Here is a 19600-nt window from a genome sequence, read left to right as displayed (position 1 = left end):
GCGTTGACCTCAGGATCGTCCCGACCATTGCCATCCCCCCATACCCTCAAGACAATTTCCAAAGAAAGCTCCCTGCGGCCTCAAAAACGCCGACAACGGGCCGGAGAAGGGTTTAAAAGCATACCAAAGCAGTATGGAATACTCAATTATCTCTGAAAAGAATGGACTACTTTCTTCCCATATGCTTATACAGGACGCTATCTCAGACCGAGGGGTCGAGGTGGCCGGAGCCATATGACGATTTATGCAAATCGCCTGCCCCGCCGCACGGCAGTTGGTCTGGGTTTTAGCTGGTAACAGCGACGGAGTTGAGGGTGCACTTTGGGAAGGGATGCACGTACGAATTTGGATGGCCGACGCCGTCTGAATCCGCCTCAAATCCTTGGGCGTCGAAATCGTCATGAGTAAAGATCATGGGTAAATCGTTCTTGGCAGGTTTCAAAAACCTGTTTTCGGGTCATCCCTTGGAGTTTGCGCTCCGTAAAGGCTGCACGTCACGCCGCCTTGCGACAGCCTGCAACCGATGACCTTTGTCGGGATGGCCCGTGCATATCGCCTTCTGACGAATACGGCCCCACTTTGAATGACCTGTCTCGCTCATTAAGCGGGACGCTTTTTGCCGCTTCCCCGGTGGAGCGGTGTCACAACACAAGGGGGTGCTATGGGAAAAATCTCCTCTTGGGATTGGGAAGTCGGCCAGAAAACGGTCGTCAAATCCCTCTCCCCACTCGAAGGCCACGCATGGCAGGAAGAGCCTTATGTTTCACCGGACGGTGAGACTCTGGCCGCAATCGTCAAAGTTGGCGACGGCGAATTCTCCATTCGGACCAACGACTCGGTTTGGGAAAATACGTACGAAAAGATCTGGTCTCCTAAATTTACGCCGGACGGCAAATTGACCGCTATCTGTCAGCAGGACATGGAGTGGGCCATTAACGTCGACGGCGAAATGCTGGGAGAGGCCACTGACTACGTATGGGACAGCATGATCAGCGAAGACGGCTCCGTCATTGCCTCCATGGTCAAATCCATGGAACAGTACGCAGTAGCCGCCAACGGTGAACCTTGGGAAACCCTATTTGAAAACGTCACTCACCCCGCACTGTCCGCCGACGGCTCACACACCGCCGGCGTTGCTCAGATTCACAGGATGGCTGCCGCTGACATTGAAGCTTTCAAACGCGGCGTCTACACCGTTGTCGTGGATGGCAAGCCTTGGGAAAAGCTGTTTGTCAATGTCTGGACCCCGACCTTCAACAAAACGGGTGACAAAGTGGCCGCTCAGGTACGCGTCACCCCTTACGACAACACCATCGCTGTGGACGGCAAGCCCTGGTCTTCCGTTTACAACCAAGTGTGGGAACCGGTATTCAATCCAGCGGATGATTCCGTGGCCGCTCCTGTCCGCCTGGCAGGCAAGTGGGGCGTTGCCAAAGACGGCAACATCCTCTGGGAGCCGCGCTACGTGCAGTGTCTGGGATTGCAATACTCCAAAGACGGCAGCAAGCTGTGGGCCATTGTTGCCACCGGCTACGGCCAGTTCACCGCCTGTATGAACAACGCCCCCTGGGACGAAACATACCCCACGGTCACCGACCTGGTGGTCAGCCCCGACGGCAACCGCGCCGGCATCATCGCTAGTGAATACAGCGCTGACTTCCGCATCGTGGTTGATAAAAAGCCCTGGGCTGGTGCATATGAAATGGCTTGGCCGGTCGCTTTCTCTGCCGACTCCAAAAACGCCGCCGTCATGGTCGAGAAGAACGGCAAACGCCGGATCCTGGTCAACGGAAAGCCGTTTGAACGCGACTTTGATCAAGCATGGCCCCCGATCTTCAGCGAGGACGGCACCAAGGTGCTCATCCGCGCCATCGAAAACAATAGCTACATCCGCATTGTTGCGGAAGTAGCCCAGTTCTAGGCGGAGGGAGACAATATGACTGCTTTATACACTCTCGCCACCGGACCCCTTGCCTGGGTAGCCTTTGGCATATTCATCATTGGTTCCATCTACCGCCTGGTCAGCATGTATGCCCTGGCCAAGGCCAAAGACGGTTCCTCCACTGCGTACATGAGCTGGTATTACGGACTGAGGTCCATCCTCGCATGGATGGTCCCCTTCAAATCCATGGGTTGGAAGTCCGACCCGCTCATGACTGTGACCACATTCGTGTTCCACATCGGCTTCCTTCTGGTGGCCGTGTTCCTGAGCGCGCACGTGGTTCTCTGGGATACCAACTTCGGCATCAGCCTTCCGAGCCTGCCCACTTATACCGGCGACATCGTCAGCTTCGTGGTCATCGCAGGTTGTGCTGTCTTTGCATACCGCCGTTGCGCGCTGCCCCATGTCAAGGGTGTTACCCGTTGCCAGGATTGGTTTGCCCTGATCCTCGTCGTGCTGCCGTTCATCACCGGTGTCCTGGCCTATCACCAGATCGGCCCGGTTCTCCTGATGACCACCCTGCATGTGCTCACCGCTGAACTGCTGATCGCTTTGATCCCGTTCACCCGTCTGAGCCATGCACTGTTCGTCCTCTTTACCAGGGCGTACATGGGTTCGGAGTTCGGCGGCGTTCGCCATGCCAATGATTGGTAGGCCAAACCATCACAGTAACGCGAGGTACGAATAATGAGTCACATAGCTGACAGAATCATATCCGATGTCGGCCTTGAGGTCGGTGTCGCGAGCCTGACCACGGAAAAGATTCAGGAAGTGGTCACCCGGACGCTTAAAGGCGAAACCGGAGCCAAGCTGAAAGCATATAGAGAAACATGCATGCGTTGCGGCCTCTGCTCGCAGGGTTGTCACTTCTATATGTCCCACGATCAGGATCCGAGCTACTCCCCGGTGAGCAAAGCTACGGAAACCATGTACGAACTCATCGACAAAAAGGGGAAGGTCTCTCCTGAGCGCATCTACGAAATGGCTCAGATTGCCTTTACCGAGTGCAACCTGTGTAAAAGGTGTGCACACTACTGTCCGATCGGAATCGACATCGCCTATGTCATGATTACGGTTCGCCGCATCTGTTATCTGCTGGACGTTGTCCCGCAATACATCCGCGACACCGCTCATTCCCACTCCTCCACCATGAACCAGATGTGGGTCAAGGATGACGAGTGGATCGACTCCCTGCAGTGGCAGGAAGACGAAGCGCGCGATGAATTCCCGGAATTGCGCATCCCGCTGGACAAGGAAGGTGCCGATGTCTTCTACTCAGTCATCGGACCGGAACCCAAGTTCCGTACCCAGCTCATATACCAGGCTGCCGCCATCATGAACGCTGCCGGTATCGACTGGACCATGCCCTCTCATCCGGGCTGGGACAACTCCGACATGTGCATGTACGTAGGCGACTACGAAAACATGGGCCGCATTAAACGCGCCCACTACGAAGCCGCACAGAAACTGCGCGTCAAACGCATCGTCATGGGCGAATGCGGCCATGCCTTCCGCTCCATCTACGACATGGGCAACCGCTGGCTCGGCTACAAGGAAATGCCGATCCCGGTCATCCATGCCATCGAATTCTACTGGGATTTGATTCAGGAAGGGAAGCTCAAGATCACCCACAAATACGAAAAACCCGTCACCATTCAGGATCCGTGCAATGTCATTCGTGGCCGCGGCCTGATGGACAAACTGCGTGACGTTGTCCACTACCTCTGTGAAGAAGTGGTGGAAATGACCCCCAACCGCGAGCACAACTACTGCTGTTGCGCCGGTGGCGGCGTCATCAACTGCGGTCCGCCGTTCAAAAACACCCGCATGACGGGCAACCGGGTCAAGGCTGAACAGCTCAAGGACACCGGAGTCAAGGACATCGTCATTCCGTGTCACAACTGTCACGGCGGCATTGAAGACATCATCGGTTATTATGATCTCGGGATGCACGGCAAGTTCATCGGCGACATCATATATGAACTGATGGAAAAACCGGAAGTGTAGGAGGACGCCATGCACAAAAGAAACACCATTAAGCTTGCGGCCTCCATGCTGACCATCATTCTGTTGGTCATCGCATACATGGCTCCGGCCGCCTTTGCCCAGGACGATATGACCATGGTCCCCGTGGACGCATTCGCCAAGCTGGAACGCCCTCAGGTTCCCTTTGCCCATGACGCTCACAACGAAAAGGCCGGCGTGGACGATTGCGTGGTCTGCCATCATTCCAAGAACGATGACGGCACCCGCAACACCGAAGAGTCCTCCGAGGGCGAAACCTGCGCATCCTGCCACGCAGTGGAACGCACCGACGGCGGCACCCCGCTCATGCGGGCCTACCACCAGCAGTGCATCGATTGTCACAAGCAGCAGGCCAAAGGCCCTGTTGCCTGCGGCGAATGCCACCCGAAATAGACCCCAAGGACACACGTTAACCAAAGCGGCCCCGGATTTCTCCGGGGCCGCTTTCTTTTGCGGAAACAACAGGAAAGACTCGACACGCCTTCGGCGGAATTGTCAGGTGATTTCGCCTCCGGCGGCCAAAGGCCGAGGGCCTTTGGAATCCCGGGTCGCCTGCGGCGAAAGAGTTCTCACGCAAAGCATCGCCACAGCAACCACAGACCCCGCGAAGCGCAAAAAAAGTTTTGAAAGGGACGGCATTCCCCCTTGGCGACTCTCAGTCGAACGGCTTGAAATCTTTCAGGAACCGGGCACGCCTTCGGCGGAATTGTCAGGTGATTTCGCCTCCGGCGGCCAAAGGCCGAGGCCTTTGGAATCCCGGGTCGCCTGCGGCGAAAGAGTTCTCACGCAAAGCATCACCACAGCAACCACAGACCCCGCGAAGCGCGAAAAAAAGTTTTGAAAGGGGAGTCCAGAGGGGAAAACTTTTTCAAAAGTTTTCCCCTCTGGCCGCCGGAGGCATTCCCCCTTGGCGATTCTCAGTCGAACAGCTTGAAATCTTTCAGGAACCGGGCACGCCTTCGGGCGACTTGCGCCTCGTTGGACATGATCATGTCCAACTGTCGGGTATGCGTGATGAGATAGCCGATGATTTTCAAACGGTGGGCCATGGTTTGGCGGTCCACCCCTTCCAGCCGGGCAAACATGTTGTCCTGGCGGACCCTGACCCTGAAATCAAATTCTTCCAGCAGTTCACCGACAAACCGGGCACGCAGGATGCGCCGCTCCATGTTCGCAGCACCACCCTTGAACTGGAAGCTGGCGTAATTCTCGCTGATCCGGTCACTGACCAGGGCCTCCACTCCGCAAAAATGGAACCCGAAACGGGATTGCAGCGAGCAGTAGTTCTTGGAGACCATGAAATAATTCTTCTGGGTATAACGGGTGCCGGAACTGGGGTTCAGGTCCGGGTTCATGGTGGCTTCGAACATGACCGACATCAGTCCCCTGGCGTGTACCGGAGGCGGTCCCTCCCAGGGCACGGCCTGCATACCTTCCCATATTGCCTGCATGGGTTCGGAGACCACATGTTCCAGAAGGACGCACCGATCCTTGCGATCCTGACCTTCAGGGGAAAAACCGTCGTCGAGATTGAGTATCCAGAACTGCTTGGGCACGTCACTGATGAGTTGACGGCTGGCAGATTCGAGAAATTCGTCGTTGGTGCCGAACTCGAACATACCGGTCACGGCCTTTTCATGGCAATAGCGCATAATGTCATGCAGGGTCCGACAGTTGACCGGATTGAACTCCGTGGAGTCCGGGTCGGTCAGGTTGAGCCGGACGATGTGCCGCGCTGCCTTGCGCAGCGTCGCCTGCACCGGACTGCCGCGCATGATGCGCTGCTTCGGGCGCTCCACCAGCAGCGACTCCACCGCGCCGTCGTACACGGCCCGGCCGTCCGCATCCACCGTGAGGATATGCCCGTTCTCGAAACGCCCCACCACGTCCGATATTCCGAAAAGGGCCGGGACCCCGAATTCTCGGGCCACGTTGGCCAAGTGTCCGGCCATGCCGCCCTGTTCGGAGATCAGGGCGCTGCACCGATCAAGCAGGGCCGCGCGGCTGGGCAGGGCCTGCCGAAGTATCATCACTGCGCCGTCGGGGAAGGTGAGCGCATCCACGTCCTTGCGAACAGTGTAAGCCGGGCCGACTCCAACGCCGGGGCTGGCCGTTCTGCCGCCGGTCACCAATGGCACGGACCGGACCGCCGGTGGCACCATGGCTTGCGGGTCCGACGACATCCGCATGAGCGGACGGCATTGCAGCAGATGAAAAATCCCGTCATCGGTCATGGCCCACTCGATATCCTGGGCCGAACCAAAATGTTCCTCGATGCGCATTGCCTCACGGGCCACGACCAACGCCTGTTCCTCGGAGAGGGACGACAGTTTGCCACGGCCCTCGGGGAGCGGCTCTCGGCACACGCCCTCTTCCATGCAGCACACATACATGTCGGTCTTCTCGGCGATAATGGTATCCACCACCCGCAAAGGCTCGCGGCCCACGAGAATGACATCGGTCCCGGACGTGCCGTCCACCACGGGCTTTGGCAATCCCCATACCGAGTGAATGGACACCGTATCGTCGTGCACGTTCAGCGGACTGCTGGAATAGGCTACACCGCCCGACATGGCCCGAACCATGGTCATGCACCCCACGCTCATGGCCACGTCCTCGTCCCGGATGCCGTGTCCCAGACGATAGGCCATGGCCTGGCGCGAATACTTGGAAGCAAGGACCTCCTTGTAGGCGGCCAGGAGCGAAGCGCGGTCCACGTTGAGCACAGAACGGTACTGGCCCGCATAGGACGACCCCTCGATGTCCTCCCCCAGGGCACTCGAACGGACGGCCAGTTCGGGCAATCCTCCCACATCGGCGGACAGCCTGTCGTAGGCGGACAGGATATCTTCGGCCAGATCGTCGGGCAGCATGGTTTCCATGACCAACTGCATGACACTGGATGAGACCTGAAAAACGGATTCCCGGTCATTGCCGTCCATGGTCTGGATGAGCCGGTCGATCTCGACGCCAAGCCCGCCGTTCTGCATGAACCGCTCATAGGCCGTCACGGTAATCACGAAGCCGTCGGGAATTTTCAACCCAAGGCTGGTTCCGGCCTCGCCGAGCATGGCCATCTTGGGTCCGCACAAATCGGCGTGGTCACGGCCCACCTCGGCCAGATCTATGACCGACGCACCCTCAACGGCCAGTGTCTCCGGCTCCAACTCCGCCATGATGCGCTTGTTGATGGAATGCATGGCCTCCACAAGATCGGCATGACCTCGGGAATCCAGCTCACCCAAATGACGGACCATCTGGTATATGGACGTGGAAATTCGTGTGCACAGAGTCCGGACGTGATGCATACCATAGGGAGTATAGCCCCGGAGCGCCTCTTCAAGTTCGCCGATCAACTCATGGGCACGGGTATTGGCCTGGATGAGCAGACGAAAGTGGTCGAACCGGGTGGCGAACACCCGGCGGATTTCCGCACGCTCTTCGGGAGTTTTTTCCTTCCTACCAAACGACAGCCAGTCGAAAAAGCCCATAGCAGGTCTTCCTCCGAGGATATCCTACGATACATTCACAGATGGATGTCAGACAGATTCGAGGCGCACAATCAGAGGCCAAGGACGGCCCCTATTGACTGTTCGTCTTGGCCGCCAGCCTCTCTTCGAGACGCTTCTTGCGGGTAAATGCATCCTCAAGCTTGTAGAGCAGTTCTTCAAACTCCACGGGCTTCATCAGATAGTCGAACGCGCCCAGCTCCATACCCTCAATGGCAATCTCCATATTGGCATGGCCCGTAAGCATGACCACTTCCACCTGCGGACTCGCACTCTTGATCTTGCGCAGGGCCGTCAGGCCGTCCATGCCGGGCATCTTGACATCAAGCAGGATCACGTCCGGTTGAAACTCCTCCAACTTTTCCAGGGCCTCTTCGCCGGACCCGGCCTGTTCCACAATCACACCCCGCCGGGTCAATCGTTTGCCCAGCGTACTGCGAAAGGAATCTTCATCATCCACGAGAAGCGTTCTTATTGGGGCCATGGGCCTCTCCATGTTTTCCGTCCGTTTTCTTCTACCGAGCTACAGCCTGGTGTATTTTCGCCAGAAGAGCCTCCAGATCGCACGGTTTGAGCAGGTAGTCGAAGGCGCCGAATTTCACCCCTTCCCTGGCTGCCTGCTCGGAACCGTGGCCGGTGAGCATGATCACCGGCAGATCCGGTACCATCTTCTTCATGATCTGCAAGACTTCAATACCGTCCATATCTTCCAGCTTGAGGTCAAGCACAACCACATCGAAATCGTTCTTCCTGAGCACCTGAACGGCCTCGGTTCCACTGATGGACGATGTGACGAGGTAGCCGCGCCTGCCCATGCGCTTGGCAAGCACTTCCACAAAACCGACCTCATCATCCACCAAAAGCACGCGAATGGGCGTATCGCTCATGAGATTCTCCCTAATCGCCCCTTCGCAAGACGATATGCCTGGCGCGGGCCTCCAAAATCTTGGTTTCGTGAGCCTGCTTCTTGTCGTAGGCATCCCCGACCTTGGCAATCAGTTCCTCAAGGTTACACGGCTTCATCATGTAATCGAACGCCCCGCCCTTCATGCCCTCAATGGCGGATTCCACAGTGGCATGCCCGGTAAGCATGATGACTTCCACCAGGGGGAATTCCGCCTTGATGACCTTCAGCACCTCGTTGCCGTCCATGCCGGGCATCTTGACGTCAAGAATGACCACATCGAAGTTTACATCACCGCCCAAGGCATTGATGCCGTCCTGACCATTATAGGCGGAACGCACGGTGAATCCACGGTTTTCCAGGCGCTTGGCCATGGTGTCCACAAAACCTTGTTCATCGTCAACGAGAAGAATTCTTGCAGGCATCTGCCCCTCCTGATTGTTCTTTATTGTGGCCCGTTCAGGCCACTGTTTCATCCTTTCGCGCGCCGGTTTCCACATCCCCCGCCACCGGAAGCCGGAGGGTGAAGGTGGTCCCCTGCCCCACTACGGAACTTACGGAAATCGTGCCGTCCATCTTGTTGATGATGCCGTAGATGATGGACAGCCCCAGCCCGGTCCCCTTGCCCACGGGCTTGGTGGTGAAAAACGGATCGAATATGCGCTGCAGGTTCGCCTGGGGAATGCCGCATCCGGTGTCCGAGATGGACACCACCACCACGCTCCCCTCAAAACGCGTAATAATGTCAAGATCGCCGCCGCCCGGATCCATGGCGTCGATGGCGTTGTTGACCAGATTGAGAAAAACCTGCTGCATCTCTGACGGACTCGCCTTGACCGAGGGAATACCGTCCCCCAGGCTCGTCTCGATGACCACATTGGCGTACTTGGCCCTCTGCTGGGAAAGTTCCACGATCTCCATGACCAGATTGTTGAGGTCGAAGGTCGTGACCGTAGGGTCGATCTTGCGGGCAAAACTGAGCAGCTTGTGCGTGATCTCCTTGCACCGTGTGCCCTGGGTGCGGATCTGGTTCAAGGCACGCTGAACCTCACGTTCGTTGTCTCCCTTTGCCAATCCTTCCTCAAGAAGATCCTGAATCCAACCGGCCTCCTCCACCATTATGGCGACCGGATTGTTGATCTCGTGAGCGATGCCTGCCGCCAGTTCGCCCACACTGGCGAGTTTGCCCGCCTCGATGACCTGATCGTTCATGATTTCCTTGGCCTCGTCAGCCTTCTCCACCTTCCGGGCCATGCGTCTGCTCATCAGGAGAGCCATGACCGTGATGGCAATGCCACCGATAAGCAGGACGAGCAGGGCGAAATTCCGGCTGCGGTTGAGGGTGGCGAAGGCGTCGTCGACATCCTGCTGGTAAACCATGAGCCAGTCGCCGCCCTTGATGGGGCTGGTCACGAATATGGTTTCGCGGTTGGTGGCCGGGTTGGTGATGATGGACATGGAGGCCCGACCACGCACCAGGTCACCGCCCAGCGTCATGGACTCAGCCATCTGGCGCAGAAACGGAACCTCTGAGGTCAGGTCGCGGCGGGGGGTGGTCTGAAACTGGCCGTGCTTGTTGATGATGTAGGCCATGCCGGTTTCACCGATACGGATGTCCTCAACCAACCTGTTGAAGGCGATAAAATCCAGGGTGGTACGCAGCACCCACTCCTTGCCGCCCGCCTGCATGCGCTGCGCGATGATGAAATGGGGAACGCCGCGGAGTCCGAGCCCGACATCGCTGACGTGAACATCCCGCTGTTGCACGGCCTTGAACCATGCCTGCTGTGAATAATCCACACCCTGCAACTGGAACGGCCCGGAATAGGCCACCTGGATGCCTTTGTCGTCGATCAGCCCGAGATCCACGAAATCACTCCCGTGCCCACGGGTCAGCGCGGCGTGCAGTGCGTGTATCCCGTCAGGATTGTACAACTTGCCCAGGTCGATGACCTCGGACAACACCCGGATTTCGGCAACCTTTTCCTCAAGATAGGCGTCAACGGACTGATCATGTTTGAGCACCAGTTCGCGCAGATGCGCCTCGACCTTTTCCTCGTAGGCTGCGCTGTACTGATATCCTGCAATGAGAACGACGGCGAGCAGGGGCGCGAACGAAACGAGAATGATGGTGAACATCATGCTTTTGGCCAAGCCGCTATAATAATGAGCCTCAGACATCGCCTCACTCCGGTCAATGTTCAAAGATGCATGGTGAAGTCTGTCCGGCCCCATGGCTTAATGGGAAAAAACTTCATTACATGCTGCCATTCTATAACCAATGTGCAAGAAGAAGCAACAAACTCCGGTTGTTCCACACGAAAAACTGTGCAAAAATCGGGTATAAGCTTCCGCCCGAATTCCGCAAAACTCAAAGCAACTCTTTATCAATCGAACACATTCCTGTTGATCATGCCCGTTGATCCGTGGTTTAGTCCTGTTCGAAAGGCATATATCTCATCATATCAACATCGGGCAGAGAACATGTATAGAAACTTCGTACTCATCAGCATAACCTTGGCCCTGCTCACCGCTTGCGGTGCCTCCGGCATCAGCCGGATGCAACAAAACACCCCCATGTTCTATACCAAATCTCCGACCAAGACCGCTGCCACGGTAAGCACGAGCAACACCCCGGCTACCATGACCCCCCAGGAACTCCAGGCCGCGGTCATGGCCTTTGCAGACACGACCAACACACGCATGGCGGAAGCTGCCGCAAAACTTGAAGAAATAGGGACACCTCAGGCCAGAATCACCGCTGCACGCATGTTGGTATTCAACCTGGCCAGCAATGTTGAAATAGCCGCTGGACCCTATCCCGGAGTCGCTTTGTTGGACCTGATCGTGGTCGTCTCCCTCAGGCGCATGGTCTGGGAAGATTTCTGGGTACCCAAGGTCTTCGGGGAACCCGCCAAGCCCATCGTGGGCATATTCAGGGAAGTGGAGAAGGAAGTCTGGGAACTTGCAGCCAAGATAATGGACCAGGAGCAGATGGACGAACTGGCCAGGGTTATTCTCCTGTGGCGCAAGAACAATCCCGACAAGGTCGCCGTCAACTACGTGCGCTTCGAGGACTTCGGCGAACTCGGCCTCAAACCCTCCATGGAAAAACTCAAGGCTCCGGGCGGCCTGTTCGCCAGCGTCGAAACGGCCGCCGAGGTTGCCCAAGACATAAAAATAGCCATTGACCGCGCCTTCTATCTCATGTCCCGAATGCAGATCGCGCTCAACTTCCAGGCAAAGCTGGCCTACCTGGAAATCATGTTCCAGCCGGAGATGAACGGCCTCATAACGCAGACGGACAAGGCGGTCGGGCTGGCCGAACGATATGCTGAGATCGCCGAAAACCTCCCCAGAGAATTCAACGTGGTATCGTCCAATCTCATGAACGAGATGTTTGTCAGGCTGGACCATCAACGCACCGAGACCCTGAACCAGGCCCTGGCCGGAATGAACACATGGCAGAACGCCATCGTCACCGACGTCATGACCAATGTCTCACAGGAGCGGAAAGCGGCCCTGGATCAAGCGCTCGAAGGCATCGGACTTCAGCAGGAAGCCCTTTTCAAGCACGCCGAGGAGTTGATGGAGCAGAGCGAGCAGAAACTGGAGAACACTCTTGAGTACGCATTCGTTCTTGGGCTATTGCTCATCCTGGCTTTTTTCCTGGGCCTGAGTCTATACAAGGTATTGGTGGTCAGACCGCTGCAGAAGTCCGCCAGACAAGGCTGAGCGCCGTCAAGAATAATGGACCAAGTGCCTTTTTCCATCTAATATCAAACAACATCGACAATTTCTTCTTACAAGTTGGTTCAATATGCTTTCCTTCCTCGACAAAGTATCAATCGGAACACCTCGGATCAGACGCGTCGTCTTTTGGCTGTTCATCACCTTCGTTGCCTACATTCTTTTCGGATTCCTGGCCGTTCCGCCGATCCTGAAGAGCGTGATGCTGCACCAGATCGACGCCAACCTGAAACGGCCGGCCAGCATCGAGGAAATTCGCTTCAACCCGCTCACCCTGCACCTTGAAATCACCGGCCTGAAGATACGCAACCTGAAGGAAGAAGGCGACCTTGTGTCCGTGGGCAGTCTGATGATCGCTCCGGGCGTTTCCACCATATGGGAACTGGCACCCGTCATCGCCTATCTCCGACTGGATGACTTCAACTTCAACCTCACCTTCTACGGAGACGGCCAGTATTCCATATCCGACCTGCTGGGTACGCCCGACAGCGTTGGTCAGCCCAAGGGCAAGACCGAAGAATCCGAGCAGGCAGACGCGGTCTTTCCCTTTGCCCTGTACGGCTTTGAAATGACCAACGCCAACATCACCTTCGACGACCGCCCGCACAACAAGAAGCACGTCATAGCCGATATATTCCTGCGGGTTCCCTTCACCTCAAGCATCTCGAACAAGGTAAAGGAATTCACTCAGCCCAAGTTCACGGCCGTGGTCAACGGCGACCCCGTGGAACTGAAGGGCCGCACCTTGCCCTTTGACAAGACCCTGCTGACCGAATTCGAGCTCGGCGCAGTCAACATCAACCTGGACCAATACTGGAAATATGTCCCCATCAAAACGCCGCTCAAGCTGAAAAGCGGAAGATTCACCTCGGATATTTCCCTGTATTTCGAACGCCCGGACGCCCAAAGGCTCAACCTCTTTCTGGGCGGCGGCGGCACGCTGTCCGGCGTAGACCTTGAAGACCCAAAGGAAGGATCGGTTTTCTCCTTCAAGGAACTGGCCTTTGAAATGGAACGGTTTTCCCTGGACGACAACGCCCTGATCTTCAAGAGCCTGACTCTGGACAAGCCGTTCTTCAAGATCATCAGGGGCGGAGATAATGAAATAAACTGGGCAAACTACTTTCCTGGCTCCGAAATGGGGCCTACCGGACCGAAGATCAAGACAGAAGCGGACACCGACTCCGCCTTTGTCATGGACATCCGTAACTTCGAGTTGAAGGACGGCACCCTGGACACTCTGGACCGTGTGGTGACAGGCGGCTACAAGCGCACCTATACCGGCCTCAATTTCTCCGGCTCCGAACTCTCCACACGGAGCGAACGTCAATGCTCGTTCAAAGGCTCCATGGGCAAGGAGGGGATCATCTCCCTCTCCGGTCTGGCCACTCTCGAACCGCTGGCGGCCACGGTCACCGTTTCCGGCGAGAACCTGTCCGTGCCTTCCTACGGACCATACATCAATCATGTCCAGCCCCTGATCGTGGACTCCGGCACGGCCGGATTTTCGGCTGACATCGGCTTCAAGATGGTGGATGAGGAACCGGAACTGACCGTGACCAATGGATCTGTCAGCCTGACCGGCCTTGCGGTCCGCAAGGCAAAGGCCCAAAAGCCATGCTTCACCATGGACGCACTCACCGTTTCGGGAGCTTCTCTGGACCTCAAGGAACAATCCGTCAGCGTGGACGAAATCAAGGTCTCGGGTCCTTCGGCCAGCGTGACCAGGGAAAAGGACGGACAGTTCGACCTGCAAAAGGAATTCGCCAGGGGCAGGGAGCAGGCCGAAGCCGAAAACAGGACCTCCCCGGTCCTCGATGCCGCAAGGGCGACCTGGGCCGGAGGATGGCAGGCAACCTTCACCCACATCATCCTCGAGGACGGAACAGCGGACTTCCGTGATCTGACGGTAAAAGACCCGGCCACCCTCGGGATCAGGAAATTCCGGCTGGACCTGAAAGACCTGACCACCGAAAAGGACGCCGCAATGCCCTTTGCCCTGAACGGCGCCTGGAGCGGTGGCGGAACGTTCTCGGCCCAGGGCAAGGCATCCATCGAACCGCTCTGGTCCGACGGACAAATCCGGGTCGACGGCATGGGACTTCGCCCCCTGGACAACTACCTGGCCGAAAACACAGACCTGCTCATCGCCAAGGGGACCGCTTTTGCCGATCTTGAATACACGTTCAAGGGCGGCGATCGACCCAAGGTGACCGTCACCGGCAAGACGGCCCTGAGCGACCTCCAGATGAAGACGACTTTTGACGGCAAAGAACTGGCGGGCATGGACCGACTGGACGTCACCGGCATCACCTTTGCCACCGAGCCGAACACCCTGTCCATCGGCGAGATCAGTCTGAGCGGACCAAGGGCGTTCGTCCACTTTGCCAAGGACGGACGGTTGAATATACGACGCGCCCTGCACCTGCCCGAACCCTCCCCGCCGGTCGAGGAAGACAAAACGGCCGCCCCGGCGAACAAGGCCGCCGGAGCCTTGGCCGAGGCCGCGACAGGAGTGCTTGAGACCGAGGTCGAAACCGCGGAAGCGATGGCCAAGGCCGATGCCGGAAAGCCATTTTTCGAAACCCTGGAGATCCGCAAGGTCAGCATGCAAAACGGCACGGTCCGATTCAGGGATGACAGCATGCAGCCGGGGTTCGCTACCGAGCTGACGGCCATGACCCTGAGCCTGACGGAAATCGGCAAGACCCCGGAGGCCCGGCCCAAGGTGGATTTCAAGGCCAATATCGGTCCCACGCCCATGTCCGTCACCGGCGTCCTGAACCCCGTCATCAGCCCCATTTATTCCGATCTGGCCATCTCGGTGAACGGCATGGAGCTGGTCCCGCTGACGCCCTATACACTCAAAAACCTGGCCTATCCCGTGGAAAAGGGACGGCTCTATGCGGATGTCACCTTCAAGACCGAGAACTGGGTGCTCGACGCCAAAAACAAGTTCTTCATCGAACAGCTCAAACTCGGCAAAAAGGACACCCGCCCGGATGCCCCCAACATTCCCGTAGAATTCGGCCTGACCCTGCTCCAGGACTCCAACGGCAACATGGAGCTCAACCTGCCCATCAGCGGCAGGCTGGACGATCCGAACTTCCGCGTCGGCGGTATCGTGTTCAAGGCCATCATCAACCTGTTCTTCAAGGCGCTGGCCTCGCCCTTCTCCCTCATCGGCTCCATCTTCGGCGGCGGAGAAAACATGGACTTCGTGGTCTTCGAGCCGGGCAGGGCCTCACTTGACGCCGGGGGCGAAGCCAAGATGGAGACCATCATCAAGGCCATGACCGAGCGAAGCAAACTCAAACTGAGCGTAGACGGCGTCATCGACCCGAACGCAGACAAGAACGGTTTGATCCAGGCCACCCTTGAACGCAAGATAAAACAGGCGAAATACGATTCCCTGCCCCGGTCAAAACGAGCCGAAACCGCCGTGGACAAAATGGTCATCACACCGGAAGAATATGAGGATATGCTCTATGAAGCCTATGCTGATGAACCGGACGAAGAAGGCGTCAAGCCCACCACACTGTTCGTGACAGACCGCCAGCCCGTGGAGGTCATGGAGAAATTCATCCGTGACCGCATCGTCATCACCGACGAACTGCTGAACAAGCTGGCCTTGCAGCGGGCCAATACGGTCAAGAATTACATCCTAGGAAAAAACCCGGAACTGACCGAACGCGTTTTCCTGCTCGACCGACGCGAAAAGGCCAAGGGCAAGACAGGTGTACCTGCACACCGCGCCGACCTCGGCATCAAGTAGGGAAAATGCCTCCGGACTCACCCTTCAGAACTTTTTGTCGCCGCTTCGCGGGTTGAGGAGGGTTGAGTGAGGAAGTACTTCTTTTCAACTGTTCCGAAACATGGCCATTACCAAACCTCACCTTGACCTCGAAAGCCTCAGAAAAGGAAAACGGGCCGCATCCCTGCAAGGATGTGGCCCGTTGCTTTCATGTGGTCGCCGGGAAATGGAATGCGGGTCATCCGCCGATGGACGCCATTCTCGTTTTGCAGACGCCCTTGCCTGCGGGCATGCGCTTGAGCAGATCGTTGCCGATGGGCTTGGATTTCCCGGCCAGTCGAATGATCCGCTCCACTGCCTCCAGCCCCAGGGCGGGATGGCGCAGGGCCGGACGCAGCCGGTAGACCCTGTCCGAAAAAAGACAGGTCCGAAGATTGCCGTCCGAGGTGATGCGCAATCGGTTGCAGGTGGCGCAGAAATGATTGGTGTAGGGAGAAATCAGACCGATACGCCCCTTGCCGCCCTTGATGTCGAACATACGGGCAGGGCCGTGACGACGCTCTCCGGCCGCGCTCACCGGAACCAGCTCCGCCAATTTTCCGGCTTCGGCCAGAATGTCTTCGGCAGTCCAGACCAGACCATCGTCCCACCCGGTCTCAAGCCCCACGGGCATGAACTCGATGAAACGGAAATCCACGGGATGGGTACGGGCAAACTCCACGAAGCCAGGCAATTCGTCGTCATTGACGCCCTTCATGGCCACGGCATTGATCTTCAGCTTCATGCCCGCTTCCAGACAGCGGTCAATATTTTCGCGGACAACAGCATACTGGTCACGGCCGGTAATACTCTCGAATCGTTTGGCATCGAGCGTGTCCAGGGAGATGTTCACCCTTTTGACACCAGCCCGGGCCAACCGCTCGATCTCGTCGCCGAAAAGCGTGCCGTTGGTGGTCACGCACAGGTCCATATCCTTGAACCGTATGGCAGTGTCGGCCATGAACTCACCGAATCCCTTGCGCACGAAAGGCTCGCCGCCGGTGAAACGGATCTTCTGCACCCCCAGATTGCGGGCCATACCGATGAAACCGGCAATCTCTTCATAGCGGAGAATGTCCGGATGAGGAATGAATTGCATTCCTTCCCCGGCACAGTAGGTACACCGCAGGTTGCAACGATCGGTCACGCTGATGCGCATGTAGCTGACCGTGCGCCCGTGGGTATCCTCGAGAATATGATGCATGGCTGCCTTTATGCGAAAATTTCTTTTTTGGTCACGGCCTCGGCCTTGACCCGATCCAGAAAGTCGGCCAGGGCGGGCTTGACATTTTCACGGATATCGCCAGCCACGATCAGGAAGAGCACGTCGTCACCGGGCTGCATACGCCCGGAACGGGCATGGGCCACGGCACGGAAAATGCCCTCATAGGCCTCGATGTCCTTGCGGATTTCCTCCATCTTGTCCAGATCGGGGGTGATTTCGATGGCGACGACTTCGCTGTGATCCTTGCGGGACCACCCTCGGACGATTCCGTTGTGCACCAGCACCATGCCCACATTGTCGGCAAAGCCGGGTTCCTTTTTCAGGTCGCTGAGCGCTTTATTGATATCCATGACATACTCCTTGTGGTCGTGTAGCCTGTTGCCGGTACCCGGTCAAATTAAGCCCTTGCCCTGCCATTGACAACCTTTGCGGTTTTCCCCCAGATCAGGCACCTGTCATATTCCAATAATATAATACCATCACAGAAAAATAAGACTATACTTGGATCAAAAGGCCGCACAGGCCTTCAAATATGGCAATCCTCCCCTAGTTGACGGCTCGAAGAGGCATCGTCATCGCCAGGAAAACGCGTCCCGCCGGTCAATGCCCTCCACTGCCCTGATCGGCGGATCCTGCTACGCGGAAAGGATGCACTCGAGCGTCGTGCTTGGGGCCAGGGTCAGCTTCCGGACTTACCCAATCCGGAACCGCCTGGCCCCAGTTTTTTTACAGGGACTCCAGCCCGGCCAACACTTCATTGATGAGCGTTCTGGGGGTGGATGCACCAGCGGTGACCCCTATCCGGGCAAACCCGGTAAGGGAATCAAGGGACAGATCGTTGAGGGTCTCCACATGCTTGCACGGAGTCCCCTGGGCCGAAACCACCTGGGCCAGTCTGCGGGTGTTGCCACTGTTGTAGCCGCCCACCACCACCACGAAATCCACTTCGGCAGCCAGTGTTTTGGCTTCTGCCTGGCGGAGCTTGGTGGCATCACAGATGGTTTCGAGCACGGTCACATCCAGACCGAACTGGCCGGACAATTTTTCGGCGATCCTGTCGAAATGCACCCTGTCCTGAGTAGTCTGAGCAGCCAGAACATATTTTTGACCGGACTTGAGGCCATAGGACTCCAACTCCTCCTCGACCCCGAACACGCGATAGCCGTTTTGTGCATAGCTGACCAATCCGGCCACTTCCGGATGGTCCGCTTCGCCGTAGAGCAGCAGTTCGCCTCCTCCATCGGTATGATCGGCTATGAGCAGTTGCGCCTTCTTCACGCGGGGGCAGGTGGCGTCCTTGATCCTGACGTCACGGGCGCAAAGCTGCGCCTCCACCTGTCGGGGGATGCCATGTGCCCGGATGACCACATAGGCCCCGCCCGGTACGTCCTCCGGCCTGTCCACCATGATCACGCCCTTGTCCGCGTAGCGCTTGAGTACCTGCGGATTATGGATAATGGGACCGAGGATATAGATGGGACGGTCCTTTCCCTTGGCAACCAGCTTGTCCAGATGGGTGAGCGCCAGCCCCACGCCCATACAGAAACCCGCTGTTTTCGCTAAAATGACTTCCACGCACTTATCTCCTTGGCAGAACACGGGCCCAATTACCCGCCTCAGGAAAATCTTGACTTGCCGGTCCCTCTGAGGAATAACTTGTTCAAACAACCGTTTCAAGCAAACCGGGCGACTGACGCCTCCGTAGGACTATTACTTATGAACGATTCGCCCGACGTCAACACCAAAACCGCGCTTTTGGCGGCAGCCATCGAAGTGTTTGCGGACAAGGGATTCGATTCGGCCACGGTGCGCGACATCTGTAGCCGTGCCAAGGCCAATGTGGCCGCCGTCAATTATCACTTCGGCAGCAAGGACGGCCTGTACGCATCGGTGCTGGAGGAAATTTTTCCAAAGGGCGAAGAGTGGCAGGCCAGGAAAACCTCCGCAATCTCCACCAGGGAACGGCTGCACAATTTCCTGCACGGCCTGGCGTCAGAAATCTACGAACCCACCGGCAACCTGGTTGCCCAGAAATGGGCCATCTTTCTCCGCGAAATGGCGAAACCGAGCCACAACCTCGACATCATCGTCCAACACCAGGTGCAACCTCGCGCCAACGAGCTGCGGCAGATACTTTCCGACATCCTCGGCCCGACCGTCCCGGACCATGCCCTGGCGTTTTGCAGCTCCAACATCTGGGCCATGATGCTCGACCACCTGCTCACCCAGCCCATTCTGGACAGACTCAATCCGCACCGGCCAAACCTGAAAACCAGCATGGACCAGTTCGTGGACCACGTGGTGATCTTTTGTCTCGGCGGTCTCGAAGCCATCAAAAACAACACGTAAGCAAAACCGTCCCAGGGCACCCTCTCCTTGACCGCCTCCCGGATTCCTGCAACCTTCCCCCCAGCGGCGGGAATAGGCTTACCGGGACACCCCTCCCCGCCCT

General features: G+C 57.3%; 15 protein-coding genes. 7 read left to right on the top strand and 8 right to left on the bottom strand.

The window, feature by feature from the left end; all coding sequences use genetic code 11:
- Nucleotides 1-661 precede the first annotated feature (661 nt).
- The 4 genes from tmcD to tmcA are packed head-to-tail and all read left to right on the top strand — an operon-like array spanning nucleotide 662 to nucleotide 4360.
- Complete coding sequence (gene tmcD, locus DWB63_RS08075) at nucleotides 662-1921, top strand: electron transfer complex subunit TmcD (protein ID WP_128328308.1); 1260 nt, start codon at nucleotides 662-664, stop codon at nucleotides 1919-1921.
- Between the two features lie 15 nt (nucleotides 1922-1936).
- Nucleotides 1937-2596, top strand: a complete 660-nt coding sequence (gene tmcC, locus DWB63_RS08070) for a TmcC family electron transfer complex membrane anchor subunit (RefSeq protein ID WP_128328307.1) — start codon at nucleotides 1937-1939, stop codon at nucleotides 2594-2596.
- Between the two features lie 33 nt (nucleotides 2597-2629).
- Nucleotides 2630-3949, top strand: a complete 1320-nt coding sequence (gene tmcB, locus DWB63_RS08065) for an electron transfer complex ferredoxin TmcB (RefSeq protein ID WP_128328306.1) — start codon at nucleotides 2630-2632, stop codon at nucleotides 3947-3949.
- A gap of 9 nt (nucleotides 3950-3958) precedes the next feature.
- Nucleotides 3959-4360: an acidic tetraheme cytochrome c3 TmcA gene (tmcA, locus tag DWB63_RS08060; RefSeq protein WP_128328305.1), complete on the top strand. Its 402-nt coding sequence runs from the start codon at nucleotides 3959-3961 to the stop codon at nucleotides 4358-4360.
- A gap of 524 nt (nucleotides 4361-4884) precedes the next feature.
- Here the strand turns inward: tmcA and DWB63_RS08055 are convergent.
- The 5 genes from DWB63_RS08055 to DWB63_RS08035 all read right to left on the bottom strand — a co-directional run bounded on the left by DWB63_RS08055 (nucleotide 4885) and on the right by DWB63_RS08035 (nucleotide 10561).
- Complete coding sequence (locus DWB63_RS08055; RefSeq protein ID WP_128328304.1) at nucleotides 4885-7458, bottom strand: PEP/pyruvate-binding domain-containing protein; 2574 nt, start codon at nucleotides 7456-7458, stop codon at nucleotides 4885-4887.
- Between the two features lie 91 nt (nucleotides 7459-7549).
- Nucleotides 7550-7960, bottom strand: a complete 411-nt coding sequence (locus tag DWB63_RS08050) for a response regulator (RefSeq protein ID WP_128328303.1) — start codon at nucleotides 7958-7960, stop codon at nucleotides 7550-7552.
- Between the two features lie 31 nt (nucleotides 7961-7991).
- Nucleotides 7992-8363: a response regulator gene (locus DWB63_RS08045; RefSeq protein WP_128328302.1), complete on the bottom strand. Its 372-nt coding sequence runs from the start codon at nucleotides 8361-8363 to the stop codon at nucleotides 7992-7994.
- Nucleotides 8364-8373: 10 nt separating this feature from the next.
- Complete coding sequence (locus DWB63_RS08040) at nucleotides 8374-8805, bottom strand: response regulator (protein ID WP_128328301.1); 432 nt, start codon at nucleotides 8803-8805, stop codon at nucleotides 8374-8376.
- 34 nt (nucleotides 8806-8839) lie between these two features.
- Nucleotides 8840-10561 carry an ATP-binding protein gene (locus DWB63_RS08035; protein ID WP_128328300.1) on the bottom strand — a complete coding sequence of 574 codons (1722 nt, stop codon included), beginning with the start codon at nucleotides 10559-10561 and terminating at the stop codon, nucleotides 8840-8842.
- 303 nt (nucleotides 10562-10864) lie between these two features.
- On the opposite strand from DWB63_RS08035, the gene DWB63_RS08030 reads away from it, so the two are divergent.
- Both DWB63_RS08030 and DWB63_RS08025 read left to right on the top strand, forming a co-directional pair.
- Nucleotides 10865-12115, top strand: coding sequence for a hypothetical protein (locus tag DWB63_RS08030; protein WP_128328299.1), 1251 nt, complete (start codon nucleotides 10865-10867; stop codon nucleotides 12113-12115).
- Between the two features lie 85 nt (nucleotides 12116-12200).
- Nucleotides 12201-15905 (top strand): DUF748 domain-containing protein, encoded by a 3705-nt coding sequence (locus tag DWB63_RS08025; protein ID WP_128328298.1) that lies wholly within the window; start codon nucleotides 12201-12203, stop codon nucleotides 15903-15905.
- Nucleotides 15906-16122: 217 nt separating this feature from the next.
- On the opposite strand, the gene moaA is transcribed toward DWB63_RS08025, so the two are convergent.
- The 3 genes from moaA to ispH form a co-directional block, all read right to left on the bottom strand.
- The gene (gene moaA / locus DWB63_RS08020; protein ID WP_128328297.1) at nucleotides 16123-17127 is read right to left on the bottom strand and encodes a GTP 3',8-cyclase MoaA; all 1005 of its coding nucleotides are present in this window, start codon (nucleotides 17125-17127) and stop codon (nucleotides 16123-16125) included.
- A gap of 8 nt (nucleotides 17128-17135) precedes the next feature.
- Complete coding sequence (locus tag DWB63_RS08015) at nucleotides 17136-17498, bottom strand: molybdenum cofactor biosynthesis protein MoaE (protein ID WP_128328296.1); 363 nt, start codon at nucleotides 17496-17498, stop codon at nucleotides 17136-17138.
- Nucleotides 17499-17874: 376 nt separating this feature from the next.
- Entirely contained in the window at nucleotides 17875-18723 is an 849-nt protein-coding gene (gene ispH / locus DWB63_RS08010; protein ID WP_128328295.1) for a 4-hydroxy-3-methylbut-2-enyl diphosphate reductase, read from the bottom strand.
- 141 nt (nucleotides 18724-18864) lie between these two features.
- Here ispH and DWB63_RS08005 point away from each other — a divergent pair, with 141 nt between their 5' ends.
- Nucleotides 18865-19497 (top strand): TetR/AcrR family transcriptional regulator, encoded by a 633-nt coding sequence (locus tag DWB63_RS08005; RefSeq protein ID WP_128328294.1) that lies wholly within the window; start codon nucleotides 18865-18867, stop codon nucleotides 19495-19497.
- Nucleotides 19498-19600 lie beyond the last annotated feature (103 nt).

It is taken from the genome of Pseudodesulfovibrio sp. S3, from assembly GCF_004025585.1.
Lineage (GTDB): Bacteria > Desulfobacterota > Desulfovibrionia > Desulfovibrionales > Desulfovibrionaceae > Pseudodesulfovibrio.
This window is presented reverse-complemented; position numbering and strand designations above follow the sequence as displayed.